A 25,651-nucleotide genomic window follows, 5' to 3' on the forward strand; every position below is an offset into this window, starting at 1 on the left:
AAATTTCAGTTTGATGTCAATTCCTTGAAGTGTTGCAGAAATGGCAGGCGCGGGGGAGGACGCCGGGCGGATGGTCAAATAACGGGCGCGTCCGGATAGGCGTCGAGGACCGGTCCCAATGCCTGCTTCAGCGGGTCGAGGTGTGATTCGAATTTTTGCCAGTGCTCGACCGCATCCTTGAAGATCGGGCGGCGGACCTGCTCTGAACTGGCGGTGCGGACGGCGCGGTCGTTCTTGTGCGGCGACAGGCAGGCTTCCTCGAACGGCAGGCCGCAATGGTCCAGCAGAGCGCGGATCTCGCGCTCCGGATTCTCGATCATCGCCTCGTAGATCACCCGGTGGACGCGCCCCGGCAGCACCGCGTCGAAGTGGGCCATCAGCTCCACGTAGTCGGCATAGTAGCGGCCGATGTCGGTCAGGTCGTAGCTGAACGCCTGCCCCCGGGCGAAGTGCTGCTTGAAGCCCGAAAAGCAGCAGCCCAGCGGATGTCGGCGGGCGTCGATGATCTTGGCGTTCGGCAGGATCAGGTGGATGAAGCCGGCGTGCGCGAAGTTGTTGGGCATCTTGTCGATGAAGAACGGCTTGTCGGTCTTGCGCTGGACACGGGTGCGCTCGATGAACTCCTCGCCCAGCGCGCGGAGCTCATCCGGCGACAGCTCGGCCAGCACCTCGGGATAGCTGGACTCGGCCCGGTTGGCGGTCTTGCCGCCCAGTCGCCTCGCCATGACGATCAGGTCGGGCAACTCCATGGTGCCCTCGACCATCGAGTGGCTGGCGAGGATCTGTTCGATCAGGGTCGAGCCGGCCCGCGGCAGGCCGACGATGAAGATCGGATCGGGGGCCTGGGAGCCCTGCCCCGCCCGCGCCGACAGGAAGCTGGGCGTGAACACCGCCTTGGCCCGCGCCGTCTCGGCGGCGTTCTCTTGCGCGTCGTAGTCCAGCTGATTCCGGCGGATCGCCGCCCCGGCCGCGTAGTGTTCGAACGCCACGTCCCAGGCCTGCGCGTCCTCATGCGCCTTGCCCAAGGCGTAGCGCAGGTGCAGGCGGTCGTCGTCGGACAGGCCCGGCGCGTCGAGGGCGGCGGTCATGGCCGCGACATCGGCCGTATCGAACTTCACCGTCTTCAGGTTCGCGAGACTCCACCAGGCCTCGCCCAGGGTCGGCGCCTGGGCCAGGGCCTTGCGGTAGGCGGCGATGGCGTCGGCCTGGCGGCCCACGGTCTTCAGCGCGTGGCCATAGCTCATCCAGCCCTTGGGCTGGTTGGGGTATTCGGCCAGCATCCGCTCGCAGACGGCGATGGCCTGGTCGTACTCGCCCAGTCGCGCCAGGATCGCCGCCCGCAGGTTGGCGTAGCCGGGATGGCGTGGATCCTTGTCGGTCAGACGCTGGATCTCGGTCAGGGCCTCCAGGTTCTTGTTCTGGCGATAGAGCATGGTCGCCAGATTGTGCCGCGCGGCGGCGAAGTTGGGGGCCAGCTCAAGGCAGCGGGTCAGCAGGCCCTCGGCGTCGGCGTAGCGGCCCAGGCGCGCGCCGGTCTCGGCCAGCATGCGGATGGCGGCGACGTCGCCGGCGTCTTCCTTCAGCCGCTCGCGCAGCAGTCGCTCGGCCTCGCCCAGACGATTGTCGGATAGCGCCGTCGCCGCCTCGACCAGGATGGGATCGCGGGTCGAGGCGCGCAGCTGCCGCGCCAGGGCCTTCTCGGCGCCGACTTCGTCGCCCAGCAGCGCCAGGTTCTCGGAAAGCCCGCGCCAGGCCTCCGAAAGGCGCGGCTCAAGCGCGCTGGCGCGATCGAAGGCGCGGACGGCCTCGGCGGTGCGGCCCAGTTGCTCCAGACTCAGCGCCAGTTCCAGTTGGGCCAGGGGCAGGTTCGGCAGGGCCTCGGCCAGCGGCCCGACCGTCGCGGCGGCGGCCTCGGGATCCCCCGACAGCCGCAGGGCCGCGGCCAGCACGCGGGTGGTGTCGGCATGGCGCGGCACGACCTCCAGGATCGCCCGCGCCTGTTCGGCCGCCAGGCGCGGATCGACCTCCAGCAGACGCTCGGCGTGTTCGAGCGCCGCGGCGAGACTCATGGCGGGCTGGGCGGTCGTGGACTCCATGCGGCGAGGAGAGCGGAGCGCCGGGGAGCGTGTCAATCGGAGCGTCGCCAAATCCTCCCCCTGATGGGGGAGGTGTCGGCTCGAAGAGACGACGGAGGGGGAAGAGGTCGGCGGGGAAGCACTTCCCCCTCCGGCCGCTTCGCGACCACCTCCCCCTCAGGGGGAGGAAGGCGCGCTACAGCCGATCCCGCAACGCGTACCAGCTCAGCCCGGCCACGGTCAGCGGCCAGCGCAGCAGGCGCCCGCCCGGGAACGGCGGGGTGGGGAGGCGCGAGAGCAGGTCGACGCCCTCCGTCTCGCCGAAGGCCGCCTCGGCCAGCAGCTTGCCGACATACGGCGCCAGCATCACCCCCTGCCCGGAATAGCCGGAGGCCACGCGGACGCCCGGCGCGATCTCGCCGACGAAGGGCATCCGGCTCATGGTGATGCCCAGGGTCCCGCCCCAGGCGTGGGTGATCGGGACGTCGGCCAGCCGCGGATAGACCTTGGCGAGGGTCTTGCGGACCATGCCGGCGATGTCGCTCGGAAACCCCGGCCGGTAGTTCTCGCCGCCGCCGAACAGCAGCCGGCCGTCGGGCGTCTTGCGGAAATAGTTCACGACGAACCGGCTGTCCGACACCGCCGCGTTGGAGCGGATGATCGTCTCGGCCAGGCCGCCCAGCGGCGCGGTGACGGCGATGAAGTTGTTGATCGGCATGACCCGCGCGCCCGCCTTGCCGGCCATGGCGTTCAGCAGGCCGTCGCCGCTGAGGATCAGCTGATCGCAGGTGACCCGGCCCGTCGCGGTCTCGACGACGATCTTGCCGCCCGCTCGCGTCCAGCTTTCGGCGCGGGTGTTCTCGTGGATCATCGCGCCCGCCGCGATCGCTCGCCGCGCCATGCCCAGGGCCAGCTTAAGCGGATGCACATGGCCGCCGCCGCGATCGATCAGGCCGCCGTGATAGACGTCGGTCCCCAGCTCGCTGGCGAGGCCGGCCTCGTCGATCAGCGCCAGATGGTCGTAGCCATAGCGGTCGGCCATCAGGGCGATGTAGTCGGCGTCCTCGGCCTCGCCGTTTGGCTTGTGGCGCGCGTGGATCATCCCTGGCCGCCAGTCGCACGGAATAGCGTCGGTCAGGGCCTTGAAGTGCGCGCGCGCGTCTTCGGCCAGCCGCCACAGGGCCCGGGCGTCATCGCGGCCGACGGTCTTCTCGAGCCAGACCTGATCGCGCCGCTGGCCGGTATGGACTTGGCCGCCGTTGCGTCCGCTCGCCGCGCAGCCGACCCGGCCAGCTTCCAGCACCACGACCTTGGCTCGGGCCGCCAAGGCCAGGGCCGCGCCCAGACCGGTGAAGCCGGCGCCCACTATGCAGACGTCGGCCTGGGTGTCGCCGTCGAGCGGCGGCAGGTCGGGACGGTCGGGGACCGTGGCCTCATACCAGTTCATCCCCTTCCCCCCTGATGAGGGAAGGGCTTCGAGGGCCTACACATTCAGCAGCAGGAACTCCCGCTCCCACGGGCTGATCGTGCGCATGAAGGTCTCGTATTCGGCCTGCTTCACGCGGTCATAGGCCTGGCAGAAGATCGGCCCCAGGATCTCGACCAGCGGCTCGCACTGCTCGAACAGCTTGAGCGACTCCGACAGGCTGCGCGGCAGCTGCACGCCCGCCACGCTGGCGTCGGTCGCGACCGGATCGCTCGGCTTCAGCCCCTGGGTCATGCCCAGATAGCCCGCCGCCAGCGAGGCCGCGATGGCCAGGTACGGATTGGCGTCCGACGAGGGAATACGGTTCTCCAGCCGGCGGTTCTCCGGCCCTGACGGCGGCACCCGCAGACCACAGGTGCGGTTGTCATAGCCCCATTGGGTGTTGACCGGCGCGCCCGAGTCCTTGGCGATCCGGCGATACGAATTCACGTACGGCGCCAGGATGGCCATGATCGCCGGCAGATAGGTCTGCTGCCCCGCGATGAAGCCATGGAACAGCACCGTCTCCTCGCCCGACTTGCGGTGCGAGAACAGGTTCTGGCCGTCCTTGTCGACGATCGACTGGTGGATGTGCATGGCGCTGCCGGGCTCGCTGGCCATCGGCTTGGCCATGAAGGTGGCGTAGATCTCGTGCTCCAGCGCCACCTCACGGATGGTGCGCTTGAACATGAACACCTGGTCGGCCAGCTCCAGCGGATTGCCGTGGCGGAGGTTGATCTCCATCTGGGCCACGCCGCTTTCGTGGATCAGGGTGTCGATCTCCAGGCCCTGGCGTTCGGAGTACTCGTACATGTCCTCGAACAGCGCATCGAACTCGTTGACCGCGCTGATCGAATAGCCCTGCCGCCCGGTCTCGGGCCGGCCTGAGCGGCCGATGGGCGGCTTGAGCGGGTAGTCCGGGTCGGTGTTCTTGTCGACGAGATAGAACTCGATCTCCGGCGCCACGATCGGCACCCAGCCCTGCTCGGCATAGAGGGCCAGCACCCGCCGCAGCACCTGGCGCGGGGCTTCCTCGACCGGACGGCCGTCGGGATGGAAGGCGTCGTGGATCACCTGGGCCGTCGGGTCCTGGGCCCACGGCACGGCGGCCAGGGTCGCGAAGTCCGGGGTCAGGAAGATGTCGGTGTCGGACTGCACCGCGCTGACCGCCCCCTCGAACTCGGGGAAGTCGCCGGTGATGGTCTGGTAGAACACCGCCAGCGGCAGGTTCATCGAGGGCGTGCCGAGGAACTTGCGCACCGGCATGATCTTGCCGCGCGCCACGCCGGCCAGATCGGGCACCACGCACTCGATCTCCTCGATGCTCTGCCGTGCGAACCAGGCCTGGGCCTCTTCCAGCGACGAGACCCCCCGATTGAGCGTGGTCTCGCGCTTGGCCTTGTTGTGTTTCGGCTTCATGACACCGCCTCCGGCTTGAGCGCCCGCAGCACGGGCTCGGCTTCGGTCAGAGACTGGCGGATGATCGCGACAAGTTTGTCGATCTCGGCGTGGGTGATGATCAGCGGCGGGCAGCAGACGATGCTGTCGCGGATGGCGCGGACCATCAGGCCGTTCTTGATGCAGAGGTCCCGCACGATCGGGCCGGCCTCGCCCTCCTTGTCGAGGAAACGATGGTTGGTCCCCTTCTCGCGGACGATCTCGACGGCGCCGATCAGGCCTAGCGAGCGGGTCTCGCCCACCAGCGGATGGTCATTGAGGGTCGCCAGGGCCTTAGCCAGATAGGGGCCGGTGTCCTCGCGCGTGCGTTCGATCAGGGCCTCGCGCTCCAGGATCTCGATATTCTTCAGCGCCACCGCCGCGCAGGTCGGGTGGCCCGAATAGGTAAAGCCGTGGATGAAGTCGCCGCCCTTTTCGCGCAGCTCGGCGACGATGTGGTCGGCCACGCCGACGGCCGAGATCGGCAGGTAGCCGGACGACAGGCCCTTGGCCATGGCGATCAGGTCGGGCTTGATCCCGTAGTGCTGGTGGCCAAACCATTCACCCAGGCGCCCGAAGCCGCAGATCACCTCGTCGCAGACCAGGAGGATCCCGTACTTGCGGCACAGCGCCTCGACCGCCGGCCAGTAGCCGTCCGGCGGGATGATCACCCCGCCCGCGCCCTGCACCGGCTCGCCGATGAAGGCCGCGACGTTCTCGGGGCCGACCTCGAGGATCTTGTCCTCGATCGCCTTGACGGCGCGGTCGCGGAAGGCGGCCGGGTCCTCGCCGAAGCCGTCGCCGAACGGATAGGGCTGCATCACGTGGTGGACGCCGGGGATCGGCAGGTCGCCCTGCACATGCATGTGCTTCATGCCGCCCAGCGACACCCCGGCCACGGTCGAGCCGTGATAGGCATTCCAGCGGCTGATGAAGGCGGTGCGCTGCGGCTGCCCCTTGAGCTTCCAATAGTGGCGGACCAGGCGGAAGACCGTGTCGTTGGCCTCCGAGCCCGACGAGTTGAAGAACACGTGGGTCAGATGGCCGCCCATCTTCTCGGCGATCTTGGCCGCCAGCTTCACGGTCGGCGGCGTCGTCGTCTTGAAGAAGGTGTTGTAGTACGGCAGCTCCAGCATCTGCTCATAGGCGGCTTCCGCCAGCTCGGTGCGGCCGTAGCCGACATTGACGCACCACAGGCCGGCCATGCCGTCCAGAATGCGGTGGCCGTCACCGTCCTGGATGTAGACCCCGTCGGCGCGGGTGACGACACGGCTGCCGCCCAGCTCGAACAGGACCTTGTGATCGGCCTGGGCCGGCAGGTGGTGGGCGAGGTCGAGACGCTTGAGCTCGGCGACGTCGTGGTTGCGGATGGGGACGGTCATCTTGAAGCTCCTGGCCTTACACGACGAGCGGCGCGCCTCTGAGGGCGCGTCCGAAGATTTCGAAAAAGATCCGCGACTGCCGGTTCTGCGCCGGCTTCCATTCGGGGTGCCACTGGACGGCCAGCACCGGCGCGCCGTTGACGGTGGCGGAGAAGGCTTCGACGACGCGATCGGGCGCGCGCGCCTCGACGGTCAGCCCCTCGCCCAGCCGGTCGACACCCTGATAGTGCACCGAGTTGACGACAGCCTCTTCCACGCCGAAAGCGCGGGCCAGGACGCCGCCCGGCGTCAGCTCCACGGCGTGGGTGTGGTCGAACATGCCGTTGAAATCGACGTCGTCCGGCGCGTGGTGGGCGATCAGGTCGGCGTTGGCGGCCATGTCCCGTCGCAGCGTGCCGCCGAACGCGACATTGATCTCCTGGAAGCCGCGGCAGATCCCGAACACCGGCTTGCGGAGGTCCAGCATGGCCTTGATCAGGTCGGCGGTCATGCCATCGCGCGCGGCGTCGAACGGACCTGGCGCGTCGCCGATCTCCTCGCCGTAGAGCGCCGGGTCGAGATTGGAGGGGCTGCCTGTCAGCATCAGCCCGTCCAGCCGCCCGGCGACCTCGGCCGCCCGCATCCTTCCCGGCAGGGACGGGACCAGCAGCGCCGCGACGTCGCCATGGGCCATGGTCGCCTCGACATAGCGGCTCATCACCGCCTGGGCCGACTCCACCCCGACGGTGCGCGTGCAGCAGATGATTCCAGCGACGGGGCGGGTGGTCATCCTAGACCTCCGATTTCCCCGGCGAATGCCGGGGCCCAGATCGAGGGCGCCAAGGTCCGATGGGCTGGCGCATTCCGGAGGCGCGACGTCGATCGACGCTCTGGGTGAATCTGGGTCCCGGCGTTCGCCGGGAAGGTCGGGTTATGGCTAAGCATGGGTCACGACAACAACACCGCCGGCGAGCAGGCGTGCCAGCACAGCCACACCGTCTCGCCCAGCTTGAAGTCTTCCTGGTCCCAGCGGGTCAGGTTCGAGCGCTGGACCTTGATCCGACGCCCGCCCTCGATCTCCACCTCGTAGGTCGAGGAGCCGCCCAGATAGGCCTCGTGCCTGATCACGCCAGCGATGGCGTTGGTCCCCTTCGGGCAGTCGCCGAGGTTGGGGGGCTCGTCGCCGTCCTTCTTGTGCAGCTCGATCTTCTCGGGGCGGATCGCCGCCCAGACCGTGCCGCCGCGGGCGCCGGTGACGCCGTGGTCGAGGAAGATGTCGACCGGCAGGTCCGGCGAGCGGATCACCGCGTGGCTGGGCTCGTCGACGGCCAGCACGCCCTCGAACAGGTTCACGCTGCCGATGAAGTCGGCCACGAAGCGGCTATTGGGAAACTCGTAGAGATCGCTGGGCGTGGCGACCTGCTGCAGCACGCCCCGGCTCATCACCGCGCAACGCGACGCCAGGGCCAGGGCCTCGTCCTGGTCGTGGGTGACCATGATGAAGGTGATGCCGACCTTCTCCTGCAGGGTGCAGAGTTCGGTGCGCATCTGCTCGCGCAGCTTGGCGTCCAGGGCCGACAGCGGCTCGTCCAGCAGCAAGACGCGCGGCCGCTTGACCAGGGCCCGGGCCAGGGCCACGCGCTGGCGCTGACCGCCGGACAGCTGGTCGGGCTTGCGGTCGCCATAGCCGCCCAGTTGCACCAGTTCCAGCGCCTCCTCGACGCGGCGGTCGCGCTCGGCCTTGCCCACCTTGTCGACCACCAGGCCGTAGGCGACGTTGTCGGCCACGCTCATGTGCGGAAACACGGCGTAGGACTGGAACACCATGTTCACCGGGCGCTTGTTGGGCGGCACCTTGGAGATGTCCTGGCCGTCGATCAGGATCCGGCCCTCGGTGGGCGTCTCGAAGCCGGCCAGCATCCGCAGCAGAGTGGTCTTGCCGCAGCCCGACGGGCCAAGCAGGGCGAAGAACTCGCCCTCGGTCACGGTCAGGGAAACGTTGTCGACCGCCGCCAGCTTGCCGAAGCGCTTGGTGACGTTCTCGAAGGTGATGATGGGTTTCGGTTGGCTCACTGGGCTTGTCCCCCGACACACAGAACCCCGACTTCCCCGGCGAAAGCCGGGGCCCAGATCGTAAAGCTGGGAAGCGCCAGGTACGGCCAAAGCTCAGGCTGAATCTGGGTCCCGGCTTTCGCCGGGAAGATCGGAAGGAGGCGAGCGCTCATTTCGGATCCCCCGTCCCGTGACCGGCGGTCGCCGCCGGGTCCCCCTGCAGTTTCAGCGCCGCCGCGGTCAGCAGCACGGTCAGCACGATCAGCACCGTCGAGGCCGCGTTGACCTCCGGCGTCACCGAGAAGCGGACCATCGAATAGACCTTGACCGGGAAGGTCACCGTGTCCGGCCCGGCGGTGAAGAAGGTGATGACGAAGTCGTCCAGGCTCAGCGTGAAGGCCAGCAGCGCCCCGGCCACCAGCGACGGCGCCATGTGCGGCAGGATCACGTCCTTGATGGTGCGGAACTCACCGGCCCCCAGGTCGCGGGCCGCCTCCTCCATCTCGCGGTTGAAGCTGGCCATGCGGGCGCGCACCACCACCGCCACGAACGGGAACGAGAACGACACGTGGGCGATGATGATCGCCCCCAGGTTCAGCGGCCACGGCAGGCCCTGCGGCCAGGGCATGACCCGGGCGAAGAACACCAGCATGGCCACGCCCATGCAGATCTCGGGCACCACGATCGGCAGGGCCAGGGCGCCGTCCAGGACCGTCTTACCCGGGAAGCGGAAGCGCCACAGCAGCAGGGCCGCCGAGGCGCCCAGGATCAGGCTGATCACCGTCGAAGCCGCCGCGATCGTCAGGCTGTTGCCGAACGCTTCCAGGAGGGCGGAGTCGTTGAACAGCTTGTCGTAATATTTGAGCGTGAAGCCCTTCCAGACGATGTTGCGCCGGCTGTCGTTGAAACTGAACGCCATCAGGGCGACCAGCGGCGCGTAGAGAAAGATCCCCACCATCGCCAGCCAGGCCTGCATCGGCCAGCGGCGGAGGTATTCGAGCGGACCGGGAGGAGAGCGTTTAGCCACGATCGATCCCCTTCCCCGTTTCCCCGGCGAACGCCGGGGCCCAGATCAAACCCACGCGCGCCAGACCAGCGGGAGCCGCCGAAAGGCGCGTACACCCCAAAGGCTCAGGCTGAATCTGGGTCCCGGCTTTCGCCGGGAAGATCGGATTGAGGGCCGTCATGCCTTCGCCTCCGGCGTCTTCTTCGCCAGCACCGCCTGGATCGCGATGGCGATGAAGGTCAGGTACATCAGCACGAACGACATGGCCGCGCCGAACGGCCAGTCGTTGGCGCGCTTGAACTGGCGCTCGATGACGTTGGCGATCATCTGGCTGTCGGGGCCGCCCAGCAGGTCCGGGGTCAGATAGGCGCCGAGCGCCGGGATGAAGGTGATCAGGATCCCCGAGGCGATACCCGGCAGGGCCAGGGGCACGACCACCTTGAACAGGGTCCGCATGTGCCCGGCGCCGAGGTCGAGACTGGCCTCCAGCAGCGACTTGTCCAGCCGGTCCAGGGCCGAATAGAGCGGCAGCACCATGAACGGCAGGTGCACGTAGACGAGGCCCAGGATCACCGCGAAATTGTTGTGCAGCAGCCCCAGCGGCTGGAAGTCGCCCAGCGGCTGCAGGCCGACCAGGGCGGCCAGTCCTCCCCCGCCCTTCCAAAGCCATTCCAGGCTCTGATTGATATAGCCCTCGGTGCGCAACACGGCGATCAGGGCGTAGGTACGGATCAGGAGGTTCGTCCAGAACGGCAGCATGATCATCAGCAGCAGCCAGGTCTTGGCCTTGTCGGACGCGAAGGTGATGGCCAGGGCGACCGGAAAGCCCAGAACCAGGCACAGGCCCGTGGTCAGCCCCGCCACCCAGGCCGACTTCAGGAATATCTTCAGGTACAGCGGCTCGATCGCCCGGGCGTAGTTGTGGAACGTGCCGGTGATTGCGATCTGCGTCAGGCCCTCGTTGTGGCCGAAGCTGTAGGCCCAGACGATCGCCATCGGCGCCAGGAAGAACACCACCAGCCACACCAGCGGCGGTCCCAGCGCGGCGGCGAAGACGGCTTTGGCCTGTTTCCAGGATTGTTCCATTGAGCCCTCCAAATCCTCCCCCTAGCGGAGGCGACGGAGGGGGAAGAAGCCGGACAGCCCGAACTTCCCCCTCCGGCCTTCGGCCGCCTCCCCCTTGGGGGGAGGATTTTCCGCGGTCTAAGCCGCCCGCACCCGCGTGATGATTTCCTCGTACTGACTGGCCTTCTCGGCCCCTTCGAACGCGCCGTACTCGCACTTGGCCATGATGTCGGCCGGCGGGAAGATCACCGGATTGTTGCGGTAGCTCTCCGGCATCAGCGCCTTGGCCGCCGCGTTCGGGGTCGGGTAGAGGATCGTCTTGGTGATCTCGGCCCCGGCCTGGGCGTCCAGCAGGTAGTTGATGAAGGCGTGGGCGTTGTTCGGTCGCGGCGCGCCCTTCGGGATGCACAGGGTGTCGCTGTTGATCAGCGAGCCTTCCTTGGGCACCACGAAGTCGAGGTCCGGATCGTCCTTCATCACCTGGGCGATGTCGCCATTGTATTCCAGCACCAGATCGACCTCGCCCGAGACCAGCAGGTCCTGGCCGTTGTCATCGTGGAAGGCTTTCACGAACGGCTTCTGCTTGATCAGCATCTGCTCGATCTTCGGCAGCATGTCCTCGGGGATGTTGTTGACCGAGTGGCCCAGATACTTGGCCGACAGACGCACCAGGTCGGCGCTTTCCGACAGCAGGGCGATGCGACCCTTGTACTTGTCGCTGTCGAACAGCCACTTCCAGCTGTCGGGCACGCCCTGGACCTTGCTCTTGCGGTAGCCGATGCCCAGCAGCAGCCAGGTGTAGGGCATCGAGTACTTCCGGCCCGGGTCGAAGTCCGGGTTCAGGAAGGACGGGTCGATGTTCTTCATGTTCGGGATCTTGGCGTGATCCAGCACCTCGAGCATGCCGGCCTGGCCCATGCGGGTGACGAACTCGTTCGACGGCACGATCACGTCGAAGCCCGGATTGCCAGCCTTGAGCTTGGCGAACAGCTCATCGTTGGTCGCGAACAGGCTCATGTTCACGTCGACGCCGGTCGCCTTCTTGAAGTCGCCCAGCGTGGTCTCGCCGATATAGGTGTCCCAGTTGTAGAAGTTCAGCTTCGGCTCTTCGCCGTTCGCGCCGGCCGGCTTGGGTTTCTCGCCGCAGGCCGTGAACGACAGGCCGATGGCCGCCGCCCCGAAGGCCGTCAGAAGCGAGCGCCGCGAAGCCCCGCCGTTCCTGTATCCGCTCATTCGAAACTCCCTCTTGTTCCGTGTGTGCCTTGCCTTGGGCAGCTACTCGCCGTCAGGCGTTGCGGAGGTACCAGTCGAAATCGAGTTCGGTGACGACCTCGAAGAAGCGCGCCTGTTCGGTACGCTTGACCGAGACGAACATGTCCACGAAGCGGTCGCCGAGATAGTCGCGCAGCACGGCGGACGTCTCGAACAGGTCGACCGCCGCGAACCAGTTGGACGGCAGCCGGATGTTCTCCTTGGCCGCCGCCGCGTAGCCGTCGCCGATCACCGCCGGGCCCGGATCCAGCTTGTTGGCGATGCCGTGGTGGGCGCTGGCCAGCAGGACCGCCATCACCAGGTACGGATTGCCATCGGCGCCGGCGACGCGGTGCTCGACGTGGCGGGTCTTGGGCGGGCCGGCGGGGACGCGCAAGCTGACCGTGCGGTTGTTGACGCCCCAGGTCGGGGCCACCGGCGCGTAGGAGTTGGCCTTGAAGCGGCGATAGCTGTTGGCGTTCGGCGCCAGGATCGCCATGCCTTCGCCCAACAGCGCCTTCATGCCGGCGATGGCCTGCTTGAGCAGCGGCGAGCCTTCCAGATCCTCGGCGGCGCACAGGTTGTTGCCGTCCGCGTCATTGACGCTGAGATGGACGTGGAAGCCGTTGCCGGCCCGCTCCGCCCACGGCTTGGCCATGAAGGTCGCCTCGCAGCCGTGACGCAGAGCGACGCCCTTGGCGGCGCGCTTGTAGAGCACCGCGTCGTCGGCCGCGCGCAGGGCGTCGGGCTTGTGCTTCAGGGTCAGCTCGACCTGGCCTGGGGCGAATTCCGAGATCGCGCCTTCCAGCGGCACGCCCAGCACGTCGGCGGTGTCCCACAGTTCGCGCAGGAACGGGGCGTGGGCCTCCAGCTCAGGCAGGCCATAGACCTGGATGCCCGTGGGGCGCAGGCCGGTCTGCATCGACTTGGCCGGCTGCAGCTCGCCGTTCGGACCGCGCTGCAGATCGACGAGGTAGTATTCCAGCTCGCACGCGGCGACGGGCGTCAGGCCATCGGCGGCGTAGCGGTCCAGCACCCTTTGCAGCACGTGGCGAGGGTCGAGGTCGTTGGGCGTCCCGTCCAGCTCGTACATCGACAGCATCACCTGGGCGACGTCGGGACCGAGCCAAGGGGCCAGGGTCAGGGTTCCGGGCACGGGCCGCGCGCGGCGATCGGCGTCGCCGTCCTCCCAGACCAGGCCGGTGTCCTCGCAGTCGGCGCCGTTGGTGTCGACCACCAGCACCGAGCCCGGCAGGAAGCGGCCGTATTCGTAGATGGCCTCCAGCTCATGCACCCGCAGCCGCTTGCCGCGCGGCACGCCGGTCATGCTGGTGAAGAACACCTCGACGAAGCGGACTTGAGGGTTTGCCGCAAGGAAATCGCGGCATTCTTTGAGATCAGCGACCATGCTCATGCCGGCGCCCCACCAAAATCCGATTTCCCCGGCGAATGCCGGGGCCCAGATCGTAAGGCTGGGACGCGCCAATCGCGGCAAAAGCTCAAGTCGGATCTGGGTCCCGGCATTCGCCGGGAAGATCGGATGTTTGAAGAGTTCATCCAGGCATCTCCCCCATAGCGGCCGCGAACCCATCAACGGCCGCGACCAGCCGGTCGATCGCCGCGTCGTCGGTGACGGGCGAGACCAGCATCATGTTGTGAAAGGGCGCGATCAGGACGCCCCGGTTGATCAGCCACAAGTGCAGCGCTTCCACCGCCTGATGGTCCAGCACTTTCCGCATCGCGGCGGCGTTCTTCGGTGGAGGATCGGCGAACACCAGTTCGACGCGGGCGCCGACATGGGCGACGGACCACGCCAGCGCGCGCGCGGCGATCACGGTCTTCAGACCCGCGACCAGCCGCTCGGCGCCGGCCAGCATCCAGGCGTAGGCCGCGTCGGTCATCACCTCGGACAGCATGGCCCGCATGGCCGCCATGGCCAGAGCGTTGCCCGACAGCGTCGTGCCGATGCCGGACTGGCCCGGACCGATCCGCGCCTGGGCCTCATCCATCCGCGCCGACAGCTCGGCGGTGACGCCCCAGACGGCGGCCGGCACGCCGCCGGCGACGGCCTTGCCCAGCACGAAAACGTCGGGCTCCAGGCCATGGGCGCGAGTGTAACCGCCAGGCCCGGTCGAGATCGTGTGGGTCTCGTCGATGATCAGCAGGGTCCCGGCGTCGCGTGTCAGCCTGCGCAGCGCGTCGTGGAAGCCGGGCTCGGGCAGGATCATTCCGCAGTTGGTCATCACCGGCTCGGCCAGAACGGCGGCGACCTGGTCGGAGGCGAGCGCGTTCTCCAGGGCCGCCAGGTCGTTGAACGGCACCACCCAGGTGGTGGCGGTCAGGTCCTGGACCTGGCCCAGCAGGCCCGGCTTCATGACGCGCTCGCCGTCCTTCAGCACCACGAAGGCGTCATCGACCATGCCGTGATAGCAGCCGTCGAACACCAGGATCACCGGCCGCTGCGTCACCGCCCGCGCCCAGCGGATCGCCGCGCGGTTGGCGTCGCTGGCCGTGGTCGCCGTCTGCCACAGCGGCAGGCCGAAGCGCTCGGCCAGCAACTTGCCGACGATCACCGCAGAGGCGGTCGGCAGCATGAACCCGGCCCCGCGCCTGACCTGGTCGGCGACGGCGGCGGCCACGGACGGATCGCTGTGTCCGAACATCGCCGGCGTGTCGCCCAGGCAGAAGTCGTCATAAAGCTTGCCGTCCACGTCGGTGACCTGGGCCCCGACGCCCTGCGCCGCGAAGATCGGGCTCGGAGACGCCCAGTCGTTCATCCAGTGCATCGGCGCGCCGCCGCGCCAGTGGGCGGCCGCCGCCTTGGCCATGGCGACCGAGCGCGGATGCTCGGCGAGGAAGCGGGCGCGTTCGCTGGCGAGAAGGTCGGGGACGGTTCGGGCGAGATCGGCGATCATGTTACCCCGCCAAAGCACAGGTACTTGGTCTCCAGATACTCATCCAAGCCCTCGGACGAGCCCTCGCGGCCCAGGCCGGATTCCTTGACCCCGCCGAACGGGGCGACCTCGGTCGAGATCAGCCCTTCGTTGATGCCGACCATGCCGGCCTCGATCGCCTCGGCCACGCGCCAGCAGCGGCCGACGTCGCGGCTGTAGAAATAGGACGCCAGGCCGAACGGCGTGGCGTTGGCCAGCTCGATGGCCTCGGCTTCCGTCTCGAACTTCACGATCGGCGCGACCGGGCCGAAGATCTCCTCCTGGAACAGCGCCATCTGGGGCGTGGCGTCGACCAGCACGGTCGGCTGGTAGAACAGGCCGCCCAGGCCGTGCAGGTCGCCGCCGGTCAGCACCCTGGCCCCGTCGCGGACCGCCTCGGTCACCAGGCGGTCGACCTTGCACAGCGCCTTGTCGTTGATCAGCGGACCGATCTGGACCCCGTCGCCCGTGCCCGGACCGACCTTCAGCGCCGCGACCTTCTCGGCCAGCCGCGCGGCGAAGGCGTCGTGGATCCCCGACTGCACGAGCAGCCGGTTGGCGCAGACGCAGGTCTGGCCGGTGTTGCGGTACTTGCTGGCGATCGCGCCGTCGACGGCGGCCTCCAGGTCGGCGTCGTCGAAGACGATAAAGGGCGCGTTGCCGCCGAGCTCCAGGCTGAGCTTCTTCATCGTGCCGGCGCATTGGGCGTAGAGGAGTTTGCCGATCGGGGTCGAGCCGGTGAACGACAGCTTGCGGACCCGGCCGTCCTCGCACAGCGCCTTGCCGATGGCGCTGGAATCCTTGCCGGTCACGACGTTCAGCACCCCGGCCGGCACGCCCGCCTCGACCGCCAGCCGGGCGATGGCCAGGGCGCACAGCGGCGTCTCGGCGGCGGGCTTCACCACCACCGTGCAGCCCGAGGCCAGGGCCGGCCCAACCTTGCGGGTGATCATGGCGATCGGGAAGTTCCACGGCGCGATGGCCGCGCAGACCCCGATCGGCTGCTTGATCGACATCAGCCGCTTGCCGGGCATAGGGGTCGGAATGGTGTGGCCGTAGCCACGCTTGGCCTCGTCGGCGAACCAGTCGATGAACGCCGCCCCATAGGCCACCTCGCCCTTCGACTCCGCCAAGGGCTTGCCCTGCTCGGCGGTCATCAGCCGGGCCAGATCGTCGGCGTGGGCGAGCATCAGGTCGCTCCACCTGCGCAGGATCGCCCCACGCTCCTTGGCGGTCTTGGCGGCCCAGATCGGGAAGGCGCGGTGCGCGGCCTCGATCGCGACCCGCGTCTCGCCGGCGCCCAGGTCGGCCACGTTGGCGATCACCGTCCCGTCGGCCGGATTGAGCACCTCGAACGTCGCGTCGCCCTCGATCCAGAGGCCGTCGATGAAGGCTTCGGTTTCAACGAGATTCAGGCGGGAAGAACTGGTCATGGGCGGGCTACCTCAACGTCACGGACACCGACTTCAGGTCGGCGTACTTGTGCAACGCATGAAGGCTGCGGTCACGACCAAAGCCCGACTGCTTGAAGCCCCCGAACGGCATGGTGATGTCGCAGGCGTCCCAGCCACTGACCCAGACCAGCCCCGCCTTCAGCCGCCGCGCACCGCGCAGAGCGCGGTTGATGTCGGACGTCCAGAGGCCGGCGGCCAGGCCATAGACGGTGTCGTTGGCCAGCTGCAGCGCCTCGTCCTCGGACTTGAAGCTCATCACCCCCAGCACCGGCCCGAACACCTCCTCGCGGGCCAGGGTGTGGTCGGCCTCCAGGCGGTCGAAGATGGTCGGCTCGACATAGAAGCCGCCGCTGTCCTGGCGGATGCGCTGACCGCCCAGAACGCGGCGCGCGCCCTGGCTGTCGGCGGTGGCGATGTAGTCCAGCGCGGTGTCCATCTGCCGCTCGCTGACCATGGCGCCGAACTGGGTGGTCGGATCCAGCGGATCGCCGACGACCATGCCCCTGGCGACGGCCACGACCTTCTCCAGGAATTCGTCCTTGATCGAGGCCTCGACCAGCAGGCGCGAGGCGGCGGTGCAGACCTCGCCCTGGTTATAGAACACGCCCCAGGCGGCGGCCTGGGCGGCGGCGTCCAGGTCCGGGCAGTCGGCGAAGACGATCTGGGGCGACTTGCCGCCCAGCTCCAGGCTGATCCGCTTCAGGTTCGAGCGGGCGGAATATTCCATCAGCTTGCGCCCCACTGGGCCCGAGCCGGTGAAGGCGATCATGTCGACGTCCATCGACAGGGCCAGGGCCTCGCCGGCGACGCCGCCGAGGCCGGGGACGACGTTCAGCACCCCCGCCGGGAGCCCAGCCTCGAGAGCCAGCTCGCCCAGCTTCAGGGCGGTCAGCGGCGACTGTTCGGCCGGCTTCAGCACCACCGAATTGCCCATGGCGAGCGCGGGCGCGACCTTCCACATCGCCATGTGCAGCGGGAAGTTCCACGGCACGATCGCCCCGATCACGCCCAGCGGCTCGTGGACGGCATAGCTCAGGCGGTCGACCGGCGAGGCCCCGACCTCGCCATAGACCTTGTCCAGCGCCTCGGCGTACCAACGACAGGTGTTGATCGCCAGCGGCACATCGACATTGCGCGCGTCACTGATCGGCTTGCCGACGTCCAGGCTCTCCAGCAGGGCCAGGTCCTCGGCGTCGCGCTCCATCAGTTCGGCCAGGCGGAACAGCACCTTCTTCTTGGCGCGCGGGCTCTGGTCGCGCCAGCGGCCATCCTCGAAGGCCGTGCGAGCGCTGAACACGGCCAGCGCCACGTCCTCGGGCTGGCAGGCCGTCACCAGGTTCAGCACTCGGCCGTCGCGCGGCGAGACGTTTTGGAAGGTCGCCCCCGTGACGGCCTCGACCCGCGCGCCGTCGATCACCGCCCGGCTGGGCGGCTCCAGGCGGGACAGGCGCTCGGCAATGTCGGCGGGCAGGGTCACGCGGTAAATCCGTACTGATTGTGATCACAGTTTGCCTGACCACAGGAAGTGTCAAGCATCCGACTTTATCTCGCCGCGTCTACCGCGACGCGCATCTTGTCCATGCCTTCGGACAGGTCAGCGGCGATGGCGCGGCGGGCGCCGTCCGCGTCGCCGGCCTTCAGGGCGTCGATGGCCTCGGCGTGGCGATCCGCGACCAGGCCGTCGGCTCCCACCCGGCCGAACACCACCCGCATGAACGGCCCGACCTGCAGCCACAGGCCGCCGGCCATCGACAGCAGTACGTCCGCCCCCGCCCGCTCATAGAGGGCGAAGTGGAAAGCGTGGTTGGCGGTCATGTAGCGGTCGACATCGCCCAGCCGCAGCGCTTCGTCGACATCGGCGTCGATCGCCTGCAGCTGGCGAACCAGGCCGGCGTCGGCGTGGATCGCGGCGCGGGCCGCCAGCTCCGGCTCGACCCATAGCCGGGCCAGGGACAGTTGCTCCAGCCGGTCGGCGGTGAGCGAGGGAACGGACAGGCGCTTGTTGGCCGGATTGATCGCCAGGGCCCGCTCGGCGACGAGGCGGCGCACGGCGTCGCGCACGGGCATGGGGCTGACGCCGAGTTCGGCGGCCAGGCTGCGCAGCGACACGCCCTTGCCGGGGGCGATCCGGCCGGTGATCAGCGCCTGGCGGATCGCCTCATAGATCTGATCATGAACGGCGGTCTGATCGGCCAGCGGACGGCGGGTCTGGACCATCTTTTCCACCGCCTCTCCAAGCGCGGCCATAAAAGCTCTCTTTACGAGAGGGGCTCAATTGCGATCACAATGCAAGGCTCTCGCGAAGGACCCGCCATGCCCAGCGCCAACGACCTCGACGCCTTCTGGATGCCGTTCACCCCGAACCGCCGGTTCAAGGCCCATCCCCGGATGCTCTCATCCGCCAAGGGCATGATCTACAAGACGCCGGAGGGCCGAGAGGTGCTGGACGCCACGGCCGGCCTCTGGTGCGTCAACGCCGGCCACGATCGCCCGAAGATCCGCGAAGCCATCCAGCGCCAGGCGGCCGAGATGGATTACGCGCCCTGCTTCAACATGGGCCATCCGCTGGCCTTCCAGTTCGCCTCGCGCCTGGCGCAGATCACGCCGAAGGGCCTGGACAGGATCTTCTTCACCAACAGCGGTTCGGAGTCGGTCGACACCGCGCTGAAGATCGCCCTGGCCTATCACCGCGCCCGGGGCAAGGGGACCAAGACCCGGCTGATCGGCCGCGAGCGCGGCTATCACGGCGTCGGCTTCGGCGGCATCTCGGTGGGCGGCATCCCGACCAACCGCAAGTACTTCGGGTCCCTGCTCACCGGCGTCGACCACCTGCCCCACACCCACGGCGTGCCGGGCAACCACTTCGCCAAGGGCCAGCCCGAGCACGGCGCCCACCTGGCCGACGACCTGGAGAAGATCGTGGCCCTGCACGACGCCTCCAACATCGCCGCCGTGATCGTCGAGCCCGTGGCCGGCTCCACCGGCGTGCTGGTCCCGCCCAAGGGCTATCTCGAGCGCCTGCGGGCCATCTGCGACAAGCACGACATCCTGCTGATCTTCGACGAGGTGATCACCGGCTTCGGACGCCTGGCCGCCCCGTTCGCCGCCGACCGCTTCGGCGTAACGCCCGACCTGATCTGCCTGGCCAAGGGCCTGACCAACGCCACGGTCCCGTGCGGCGCGGTGGCGGCCTCCACCCAGATCTACGACACGATGCTCGAGGGCGCCGACGCGCCAATCGAGCTGTTCCACGGCTACACCTATTCGGCCCACCCCCTGGCCTGCGCGGCGGGCCTCGCCACCCTGGAGACCTATCAGGAGGACGACCTCTTCAACCGCGCCGCGTCGATGGAGGCCTACTGGCAGGACGCCATGCACAGTCTGGCCGACGCCCGCCACGTCATAGACATCCGCAACCTCGGCCTCGTCGCCGGCATCGAGCTCGCCCCCCGCGCCGGCGCGCCAACCGCCCGGGCGATGGAGACGTTCGAGACCTGCTTCGACGAAGGCCTGCTGATCCGCGTCACCGGCGACATCATCGCCCTGTCGCCGCCGCTGATCCTGGAGAAGAGCCATATCGACCGCATGGTCGAGACGCTCCGGAAGGTGCTCGCCAAGGTCGACTAGGCGCGCGCGTACATTACCGATTGTTGTGTTGCCCTCGCGGCCCGGAACGCCTGAACTCCTTGCCACACAAGGGGTGCGCCGCATGAACATGATCCGACAGGCCGCGATGACGGCGCTGATCTGCGTCGCGGCGGCGCCCACCTGGGCGGCGAGTCCGACGGTCGAGCAGCATGTCCGGGGCGTGACGACCGGCTTGCGATCCGCCGTCGAGATCCAGGGCGCGCCGCCGGCCAAGCAGAGCCTTCAGGACCGGATGGCGGCCCTGCACGTGCCGGGCGTCGCCATCGCGGTGATCAGGGGCGGCAAGGTCGAGTGGGCGCGCGGCTTCGGCGTCACCCGCCAGGGCGGCGAACCGGTCACCGCCGACACCCTGTTTCAGGCCGGTTCGGTCAGCAAGCCGGTCGCCGCCATGGCGGCCCTGGCCGTGGTCCAGGACGGCCGACTGTCGCTGGACACCGACGTCAACAAGACCCTCAAGAGCTGGACCCTGCCGGCCAGCCCGTTCACCGCGACCACGCCGGTCACTCTGCGCGCGCTGCTGTCGCACACGGCCGGGACCACGGTGCATGGCTTCGCCGGCTACGCGGCCGGCGCGCCTGTTCCGACCCTGCCCCAGGTGCTGAGCGGAACGGCCCCCGCCAACTCCGCGCCGGTCGTCGTCGACCAGGCCGTAGGCAGCGCGTATCGCTATTCCGGCGGGGGCTATTCGATCGCCCAGCAGATGATGGTCGACACCACGGGCCAGACCTTCCCCGCCATCGTCCGCGACAAGGTGTTCGCGCCGATCGGCATGACCCGCAGCACCGAGGACCAGCCGCTAGACGCCGCGCGCGCGGCCCACGCGGCTTGGCCGCACGACACCAAGGGCGCGCTCATCGCGGGCGGTCCCCACACCTATCCAGAAATGGCCGCCGCCGGCCTGTGGACCACCGCCAACGACCTGGCCAGATTCGTGATCGACCTGGCGAAGTCGGCGAACGGCGAAACCGGCCACGTCCTGTCGCCCAAGACCGCTCGCGAGATGCTGACGCCGGTGAAGTCGGGCTACGGCCTTGGCCTGTCGGTCCAGGGCGCCACGGCGCGCAAGTACTTCTACCACAACGGATCCAACGCCGGGTACAAGGCGGTGATCCTGGCCTATCCCGACACCGGCGACGGCGTCGTCGTGCTGACCAACGGCGACCAGGGCTACCAGCTCAGCGAGGCGATCGTCCGCGCCGTCGCGGTCGAATATGGCTGGCCCGACTATCACCCCATCGAACGTCCCGTCATTCCGGCGCCAATGGCCGAGCAGGCCAAGTTCGTCGGGACCTTCACGATTGGCGAGGCCGGCGATTTCACCATTCGCCGCGATGGCGACCGGCTGGTGGCCGACATCTGGACCGGCGTCGTCGACCCGCTGTTTCCGGACACGCCCAGCAGTTTCTTCATCACCGCCCAGGATCTGAGGATCGTCTTCAGCGATCCCGACCACGGCGCCCTGATCCTGCGCGACGACAAGGTCGCGTTCACGCGCAAGCCGGCGAAGTGATCCTTGAATTTGTCCTAGGGACAAATTCGAAAACCCCCTTGTCGTCCGCCGGCGAATACAGCAAGCCTCCCGCCCAATACTGAAAAGGGGCGGGGAGGCCCTGATCGCGCATGAGTTCCGACGCCGCCGCGACCTCGACCGACGCCACCGCGCCCGCCAAGAGCCACTACGTCATCCTTGATGGACTGCGGGGCGTCGCCGCCCTGATGGTGGTGCTGTTCCACCTGTTCGAGGCCCACGCCGGCGGCGACCCAGAACGGCAGATCATCAATCACGGCTATCTGGCGGTGGACTTCTTCTTCCTGCTGTCGGGCTTCGTGGTCGCCTACGCCTATGACGACCGCTGGGGCGGCATGAGCGTCTGGCAATTCTACAAGCGCCGCCTGGTGCGCCTGCAGCCGATGATCATCGTCGGCGCGCTGATCGGCGCGGCCCTGCTGGGCCTCCAGCATTGGTCGCTATTCCCCAAGCTGGCGACCGTCACCGCCTGGCAGGTGCTGCTGATGGTGCTGCTGAGCTTCGTGATGATCCCGATGACCCCGGCGGCCGAACCGCGCGGCTGGGGCGAGATCTATCCGCTGAACGGACCGCAGTGGTCGCTGTTCTACGAATACATCGCCAACATCCTCTATGCCGTGGGCCTGCGGAAGCTGTCGAACCGCTGGCTGGGCGCGCTGGTCGCGGCGTCGGCGCTGGCGCTGATCGGCCTGCTGGTCCTGGGCCCGCGCGGCGACGTGATCGGCGGCTGGGCGCTGGACAGGAGCGGCGTCCAGATCGGCCTGACGCGGGTGATGTTCCCGTTCTTCGCCGGCGTGCTGCTGATGCGCCTGGGCAAGCGGATCAAGGTCCCCAACGCCTTCGCCGTCTGCAGCCTGCTGCTGATCGCCGGCCTGTCCCTGCCGCGCTTCGGCGTGGGCGAGCTTCGCTGGGTGAACGGCCTCTATGAAGCCGCCTGCATCATCCTGCTGTTCCCGCTGATCGTCGCCATCGGCGCGGGCGAGAAGGATGTCGCCAAAGGAGATTGGGATGGTCCCAGCGTGCGGATCGCCCGCTTCTTCGGCGACCTCTCCTATCCGCTCTACATCACCCACTATCCGTTGATCTACATCTACACGGGCTGGGTCGTGGACAGGAAGGTCGGGCCGGCCCAGGGCGCGCTGGTCGGGGCCGGGGTGTTCGTGCTGGCGGTGGCGATCGCCTGGGCCTGCCTCAAGCTCTATGACCAGCCGGTCCGGCGCTGGCTGGCGCGCAAGGTCCTCGCCAAGGCCTAGCCGCGCGGGCGGTACGACATCGCCACGTCGCAGCGTTCATAGCGCGCGCCGAACATCGCCATGATCTCGGCGTCGTGGACGAAGCCCAGCTTCTCGTAGAGGTGGATGGCCGGCCCGCACTTGCGGTTGGTCAGCAGATAGACCTTGTCCATGCCCAGGCTGGCGGCGCGCTCCAGGGTCTTGGCCAGCAGGAACTCGCCGACCTTCAGCCCCCGGGCGCTGGCCAGGACGCCCATCTTGATCAGTTCCACCCAGCCGTCCTTCGAGACCATCAGGGCGCAGGTCCCGACCACGCCCAGCTCGGCCGTCTGCGCGAACAGCACCACCCCGCCCTTGTCGAGGATCAGTTCGCGCGGCCGCGACAGCAGGGCGATGTCGTTGTCCTCCAGGACGAACATGTCCTGAATCCACTCGGCGTTGATCCGGTAGAAGGCCTCGGCGAGGTCGTCGGAGAAGTCGCGCGCCCACAGGGACGGCGGCCCGGCCGCCTGGATCCGCGTCAACAGCGAGGCCTCGTCCAGCCGCGCCTCGACCTTGGCCAGGCCCTGCATGAAGTCGCCGGAAAGCCCCTCGACCAGCTCGGCGGCGGCAGGCTCGATGCGCGGCAGGAGCTCGGTCTGCACCCGGACCATCAGCGCCTCCCCCGCCTTCGTCAGCGCCAGGCGCTTGGAGCGACCGTCGCCGGGCGTGCGGCGGGCCTCGACGAAGCCGTCGCGCTCAAGGGTTCCGAGGGCGCGGGTGACGGTCGGCTGGGCCAGTCGCAGGCGCTGGGCCAGTTCGCCCACGGCGATCGGGCCATGCAGGCGGATAGTCATCAGCAGCGACATCTGGGCCGGCTGCACCGGCAGATCCAAGGACCGCGCCACCTCGGCCGCGTCGGCCTGCATCCGCTCGGCCAGGCGCTTGAGGCGGCTGCCCAGGAATCCCACGCCAAACCCCGCCAGCAGATCGACTTCCATCGCGCGCCTCCAGACTCATAGCATGCTATATAGCTTGCTATGAGAATGCGGAACGCGCAAGCGGGCGACTACATCCGGAACGGCGGGATGACCGCGCAACGCACCTGGCCGCCGCGCACCTCGACGGCGGCGGAGTGTCCGCCGGTCAGGTCGTAGAACCGGTCATGGCCTCCGACCGACACGACCAGATAGTCGGGCGCGTTGAACTTGCAGACCGGATAGCGCGCCGCCACGCCGCCCGTCCGGTCGATCAGATGCGTGCAGGTCATCGTCCCGCCCAGGCGCCGGAACAACACGTCGTCATAGGGCGTGGCTTGCGGCAGCCTACGAAGGCTGCGGAAGGTCATGGCCTCCAGCGGCGCGCAGGGCGGGCCCTCGACGCGCCAGAAGGCGTCCCGCTGGTCCTGAACGGCGCGATCGTGACGCTGCATGACCGCGAAGCCCAAACCGATCAGGACCGCGAAACCGAGAGCGACCGCCACCCAGCGCCAGCGGCTGGGCGCGCGCCCTTCGAGCGGCACTTTGACAATGCGGACTTGGTCGGTCGTCATGCCTGAACTCACGTGCGTAAATCAGGTGTACATGCGTAAATCAAGCTGTCACGCTTGTCACTAGAGAACATCGATCACCACGCTTGACGCGAGTTCGTGACATTTGTAGCGTACTCGCGACATCACTGAGGTCCCCATCCCAATGACCGAACCCTCCGACCTGGAACTGGAAGTGCTGAAGGCCTTCTGGCGCGGCGGCGCGATGAGCGCCCGCGAGGCGCAGGGCCTGATCGAGCCCGAGCTGGGCTGGAGCGCCTCGACCACCCGCACCGTGCTGGAGCGGATGGTGGCCAAGGGCCTGCTGGTCCGCCGCTCGGTGCACGGACTGGCGGTCTATGAGGCCCGGACGGCCAAGGTCGACGTAATCGGCGGCGTGCTGAACCGCCTGCGGGGCCTGCTGGAGATCGACGGCCGCCTGCCCGCCTCGGCCTTCGCCGGCAGCCAGATCCTGTCCGAGACCGAGATCGAGGAACTGGAAACCCTGCTCAACACCATCCAGCCCTCAGGCGACAAGGAGTCCAAGTGATGCATCCGTTGCTGACCTCCACCGCCCTGGGCCTGGTCGCCGCCTGGCCCGTCGGCGCCCTGGGCTTTGGCCTCGGCCGCCTGGTCGAGCGCCTGACCGACGACCCGCGCCCGCGCGCCGCCGCCTGGAGCCTGGCCTACGCCCTGCCCGCCGGCGCCCTGGCCGCGACCATCGCCCTGACCTTCGCCCCGGCGTCGATCGAGAAGGCCGCGCCGGCCGCCTCGATCGCTCCGGGACCAGTCCGCATGGCCGTGGTCGAGACGATCACCCCCGCCGAGCCGACATCCGCCACTCCGGCGTGGGCTCCCTCGCCCGCTCTGATCAACGGTCTGGCCTGGAGCCTGGTCGGCCTCTCGGCCGCCGGCCTGCTGACGCGCGGCTGGCGCTGGAACCGCGGCCGCCGTCGCCTGGCCAAGGTCCGCGCGACCGCCGAGCCGTGCCAGGACTTCGCCCTGGTCGAGGCCGTCCGCCTGCGCGCCGCCCGCCTGCGGGTCAGCGCGCCGCGCGTGCGGATCAGCAACGCCGTCTCCGAACCGCTGCTGGCCGGCGCCCGCCGCCCGGTGATCCTGCTGCCCAAGGCGCTGGCGCAAAGCGGCGACACCCGCCGGCTGGAGCTGGTCTGCGGCCACGAGCTGGCCCACCTGCGTCGTGGCGATAACTGGCGCATCCCGGCCGAGGAAGCCCTGGCGGGCCTTTTCTGGCTGGTCCCGCCGGTCAAGGCCCTGCGCGGTCGGATGCTGGCCGCGCGCGAAGCCGTCTGCGACCTGACCGCCCTGGACGGCGCCGCCCCCGAGGCCCGCCGCGACTATGCCCGCGCGCTTGTCGAGGCCCTGAAGATGAACGCCCAACCCTCGCCTAAGTTGGCCTTCGAGTCGGCCTTCACGGGTCGCGACCGCGATCTGGCCGCCCTGCGCCTGTCGGCGATCCTGCAGCCGCGAGGCCGCGCCTCGGCCTTGCGAGTGGGCCTGACCCTGGCGCTGGGCGCCGCGCTCACGGCCGCCACTGGCGCCGGCTCGCTGGCGCTGGCCGCCCAGGCCCGCCGCCTGGCCCCGCCACCTCCGCCCGAGACCGTCGCGGCCGCGGAGGC

At 68.6% G+C, this 25,651-nt stretch carries 21 protein-coding genes and 1 pseudogene; 5 read left to right on the plus strand and 17 right to left on the minus strand.

From position 1 onward, the window contains the following. Positions 1-74: 74 nt before the first annotated feature. The 15 genes and pseudogenes from AC07R7_RS04260 to AC07R7_RS04330 all read right to left on the minus strand — a co-directional run bounded on the left by AC07R7_RS04260 (position 75) and on the right by AC07R7_RS04330 (position 18,316). The gene (locus AC07R7_RS04260; protein ID WP_494634244.1) at positions 75-2,096 is read right to left on the minus strand and encodes a tetratricopeptide repeat-containing sulfotransferase family protein; all 2,022 of its coding nucleotides are present in this window, start codon (positions 2,094-2,096) and stop codon (positions 75-77) included. Positions 2,097-2,271: 175 nt separating this feature from the next. Beyond that, entirely contained in the window at positions 2,272-3,522 is a 1,251-nt protein-coding gene (locus AC07R7_RS04265) for an NAD(P)/FAD-dependent oxidoreductase (RefSeq protein ID WP_494634245.1), read from the minus strand. A 36-nt stretch (positions 3,523-3,558) separates the two neighbouring features. Further along, on the minus strand, positions 3,559-4,959 hold the full coding sequence (locus tag AC07R7_RS04270; protein ID WP_494634246.1) for a glutamine synthetase family protein: 1,401 nt from the start codon (positions 4,957-4,959) through the stop codon (positions 3,559-3,561). Then, positions 4,956-6,359, minus strand: a complete 1,404-nt coding sequence (locus AC07R7_RS04275) for an aspartate aminotransferase family protein (RefSeq protein ID WP_494634247.1) — start codon at positions 6,357-6,359, stop codon at positions 4,956-4,958. Before AC07R7_RS04275 ends, AC07R7_RS04270 begins: the two co-directional genes overlap by 4 nt. 16 nt (positions 6,360-6,375) lie before the next feature. Further along, on the minus strand, positions 6,376-7,128 hold the full coding sequence (locus tag AC07R7_RS04280) for a gamma-glutamyl-gamma-aminobutyrate hydrolase family protein (RefSeq protein WP_494634248.1): 753 nt from the start codon (positions 7,126-7,128) through the stop codon (positions 6,376-6,378). A 158-nt stretch (positions 7,129-7,286) separates the two neighbouring features. After that, positions 7,287-8,432, minus strand: a complete 1,146-nt coding sequence (locus AC07R7_RS04285; RefSeq protein ID WP_494634249.1) for an ABC transporter ATP-binding protein — start codon at positions 8,430-8,432, stop codon at positions 7,287-7,289. A gap of 127 nt (positions 8,433-8,559) precedes the next feature. Further along, positions 8,560-9,417, minus strand: a complete 858-nt coding sequence (locus AC07R7_RS04290) for an ABC transporter permease (protein ID WP_494634250.1) — start codon at positions 9,415-9,417, stop codon at positions 8,560-8,562. 156 nt (positions 9,418-9,573) lie between these two features. Further along, positions 9,574-10,494, minus strand: coding sequence for an ABC transporter permease (locus tag AC07R7_RS04295; RefSeq protein ID WP_494634251.1), 921 nt, complete (start codon positions 10,492-10,494; stop codon positions 9,574-9,576). Beyond that, positions 10,494-10,599: pseudogene (locus tag AC07R7_RS04300) on the minus strand (hypothetical protein); the annotation flags it as partial. The pseudogene AC07R7_RS04300 and the gene AC07R7_RS04295, both read right to left, overlap by 1 nt. Beyond that, positions 10,600-11,694 (minus strand): ABC transporter substrate-binding protein, encoded by a 1,095-nt coding sequence (locus AC07R7_RS04305; RefSeq protein WP_492886655.1) that lies wholly within the window; start codon positions 11,692-11,694, stop codon positions 10,600-10,602. It lies immediately after the preceding pseudogene. A 52-nt stretch (positions 11,695-11,746) separates the two neighbouring features. Further along, the gene (locus AC07R7_RS04310) at positions 11,747-13,126 is read right to left on the minus strand and encodes a glutamine synthetase family protein (RefSeq protein WP_494634252.1); all 1,380 of its coding nucleotides are present in this window, start codon (positions 13,124-13,126) and stop codon (positions 11,747-11,749) included. A 139-nt stretch (positions 13,127-13,265) separates the two neighbouring features. Then, positions 13,266-14,627, minus strand: coding sequence for an aspartate aminotransferase family protein (locus AC07R7_RS04315; protein ID WP_494634253.1), 1,362 nt, complete (start codon positions 14,625-14,627; stop codon positions 13,266-13,268). Then, positions 14,624-16,078 (minus strand): NAD-dependent succinate-semialdehyde dehydrogenase, encoded by a 1,455-nt coding sequence (locus AC07R7_RS04320; RefSeq protein WP_494634254.1) that lies wholly within the window; start codon positions 16,076-16,078, stop codon positions 14,624-14,626. Before AC07R7_RS04320 ends, AC07R7_RS04315 begins: the two co-directional genes overlap by 4 nt. Positions 16,079-16,085: 7 nt before the next feature. Then, on the minus strand, positions 16,086-17,585 hold the full coding sequence (locus AC07R7_RS04325) for an aldehyde dehydrogenase (RefSeq protein WP_494634282.1): 1,500 nt from the start codon (positions 17,583-17,585) through the stop codon (positions 16,086-16,088). 56 nt (positions 17,586-17,641) lie between these two features. After that, complete coding sequence (locus AC07R7_RS04330) at positions 17,642-18,316, minus strand: GntR family transcriptional regulator (protein ID WP_494634283.1); 675 nt, start codon at positions 18,314-18,316, stop codon at positions 17,642-17,644. A 96-nt stretch (positions 18,317-18,412) separates the two neighbouring features. On the opposite strand from AC07R7_RS04330, the gene aptA reads away from it, so the two are divergent. The 3 genes from aptA (at position 18,413) to AC07R7_RS04345 (ending at position 22,528) form a co-directional block, all read left to right on the plus strand. After that, positions 18,413-19,726 (plus strand): omega-aminotransferase AptA, encoded by a 1,314-nt coding sequence (gene aptA / locus AC07R7_RS04335; RefSeq protein ID WP_494634255.1) that lies wholly within the window; start codon positions 18,413-18,415, stop codon positions 19,724-19,726. A gap of 82 nt (positions 19,727-19,808) precedes the next feature. Further along, entirely contained in the window at positions 19,809-21,257 is a 1,449-nt protein-coding gene (locus AC07R7_RS04340; RefSeq protein WP_494634256.1) for a serine hydrolase domain-containing protein, read from the plus strand. A gap of 110 nt (positions 21,258-21,367) precedes the next feature. Further along, on the plus strand, positions 21,368-22,528 hold the full coding sequence (locus AC07R7_RS04345; RefSeq protein WP_494634257.1) for an acyltransferase family protein: 1,161 nt from the start codon (positions 21,368-21,370) through the stop codon (positions 22,526-22,528). On the opposite strand, the gene AC07R7_RS04350 is transcribed toward AC07R7_RS04345, so the two are convergent. Then, complete coding sequence (locus tag AC07R7_RS04350) at positions 22,525-23,487, minus strand: bifunctional helix-turn-helix transcriptional regulator/GNAT family N-acetyltransferase (RefSeq protein ID WP_494634258.1); 963 nt, start codon at positions 23,485-23,487, stop codon at positions 22,525-22,527. The genes AC07R7_RS04345 and AC07R7_RS04350 overlap by 4 nt on opposite strands. A 68-nt stretch (positions 23,488-23,555) precedes the next feature. Continuing rightward, the gene (locus AC07R7_RS04355; protein WP_494634259.1) at positions 23,556-24,038 is read right to left on the minus strand and encodes a hypothetical protein; all 483 of its coding nucleotides are present in this window, start codon (positions 24,036-24,038) and stop codon (positions 23,556-23,558) included. Between the two features lie 142 nt (positions 24,039-24,180). Between AC07R7_RS04355 and AC07R7_RS04360 the strand changes: the two genes are divergently transcribed. Together AC07R7_RS04360 and AC07R7_RS04365 are read left to right on the plus strand one after the other, a co-directional pair. After that, entirely contained in the window at positions 24,181-24,564 is a 384-nt protein-coding gene (locus AC07R7_RS04360; protein ID WP_494634260.1) for a BlaI/MecI/CopY family transcriptional regulator, read from the plus strand. After that, the coding region (locus tag AC07R7_RS04365) for a M56 family metallopeptidase (protein ID WP_494634261.1) at positions 24,564-25,651 on the plus strand (1,088 nt) is incomplete at its 3' end. The genes AC07R7_RS04360 and AC07R7_RS04365, both read left to right, overlap by 1 nt.

Source organism: Caulobacter sp. GW821-FHT05F04, from assembly GCF_059419665.1.

Bases quoted from the DNA above. Each gene is read 5' to 3' on its own strand.
- AC07R7_RS04260 (WP_494634244.1), bottom strand. From the start codon at position 2,096: ATGGAGTCCACGACCGCCCAGCCCGCCATGAGTCTCGCCGCGGCGCTC.
- AC07R7_RS04265 (WP_494634245.1), bottom strand. From the start codon at position 3,522: ATGAACTGGTATGAGGCCACGGTCCCCGACCGTCCCGACCTGCCGCCG.
- AC07R7_RS04270 (WP_494634246.1), bottom strand. From the start codon at position 4,959: ATGAAGCCGAAACACAACAAGGCCAAGCGCGAGACCACGCTCAATCGG.
- AC07R7_RS04275 (WP_494634247.1), bottom strand. From the start codon at position 6,359: ATGACCGTCCCCATCCGCAACCACGACGTCGCCGAGCTCAAGCGTCTC.
- AC07R7_RS04280 (WP_494634248.1), bottom strand. From the start codon at position 7,128: ATGACCACCCGCCCCGTCGCTGGAATCATCTGCTGCACGCGCACCGTC.
- AC07R7_RS04305 (WP_492886655.1), bottom strand. From the start codon at position 11,694: ATGAGCGGATACAGGAACGGCGGGGCTTCGCGGCGCTCGCTTCTGACG.
- AC07R7_RS04310 (WP_494634252.1), bottom strand. From the start codon at position 13,126: ATGAGCATGGTCGCTGATCTCAAAGAATGCCGCGATTTCCTTGCGGCA.
- AC07R7_RS04315 (WP_494634253.1), bottom strand. From the start codon at position 14,627: ATGATCGCCGATCTCGCCCGAACCGTCCCCGACCTTCTCGCCAGCGAA.
- AC07R7_RS04320 (WP_494634254.1), bottom strand. From the start codon at position 16,078: ATGACCAGTTCTTCCCGCCTGAATCTCGTTGAAACCGAAGCCTTCATC.
- AC07R7_RS04330 (WP_494634283.1), bottom strand. From the start codon at position 18,316: ATGGTCCAGACCCGCCGTCCGCTGGCCGATCAGACCGCCGTTCATGAT.
- aptA (WP_494634255.1), top strand. From the start codon at position 18,413: ATGCCCAGCGCCAACGACCTCGACGCCTTCTGGATGCCGTTCACCCCG.
- AC07R7_RS04340 (WP_494634256.1), top strand. From the start codon at position 19,809: ATGAACATGATCCGACAGGCCGCGATGACGGCGCTGATCTGCGTCGCG.
- AC07R7_RS04345 (WP_494634257.1), top strand. From the start codon at position 21,368: ATGAGTTCCGACGCCGCCGCGACCTCGACCGACGCCACCGCGCCCGCC.
- AC07R7_RS04350 (WP_494634258.1), bottom strand. From the start codon at position 23,487: ATGGAAGTCGATCTGCTGGCGGGGTTTGGCGTGGGATTCCTGGGCAGC.
- AC07R7_RS04355 (WP_494634259.1), bottom strand. From the start codon at position 24,038: ATGACGACCGACCAAGTCCGCATTGTCAAAGTGCCGCTCGAAGGGCGC.
- AC07R7_RS04360 (WP_494634260.1), top strand. From the start codon at position 24,181: ATGACCGAACCCTCCGACCTGGAACTGGAAGTGCTGAAGGCCTTCTGG.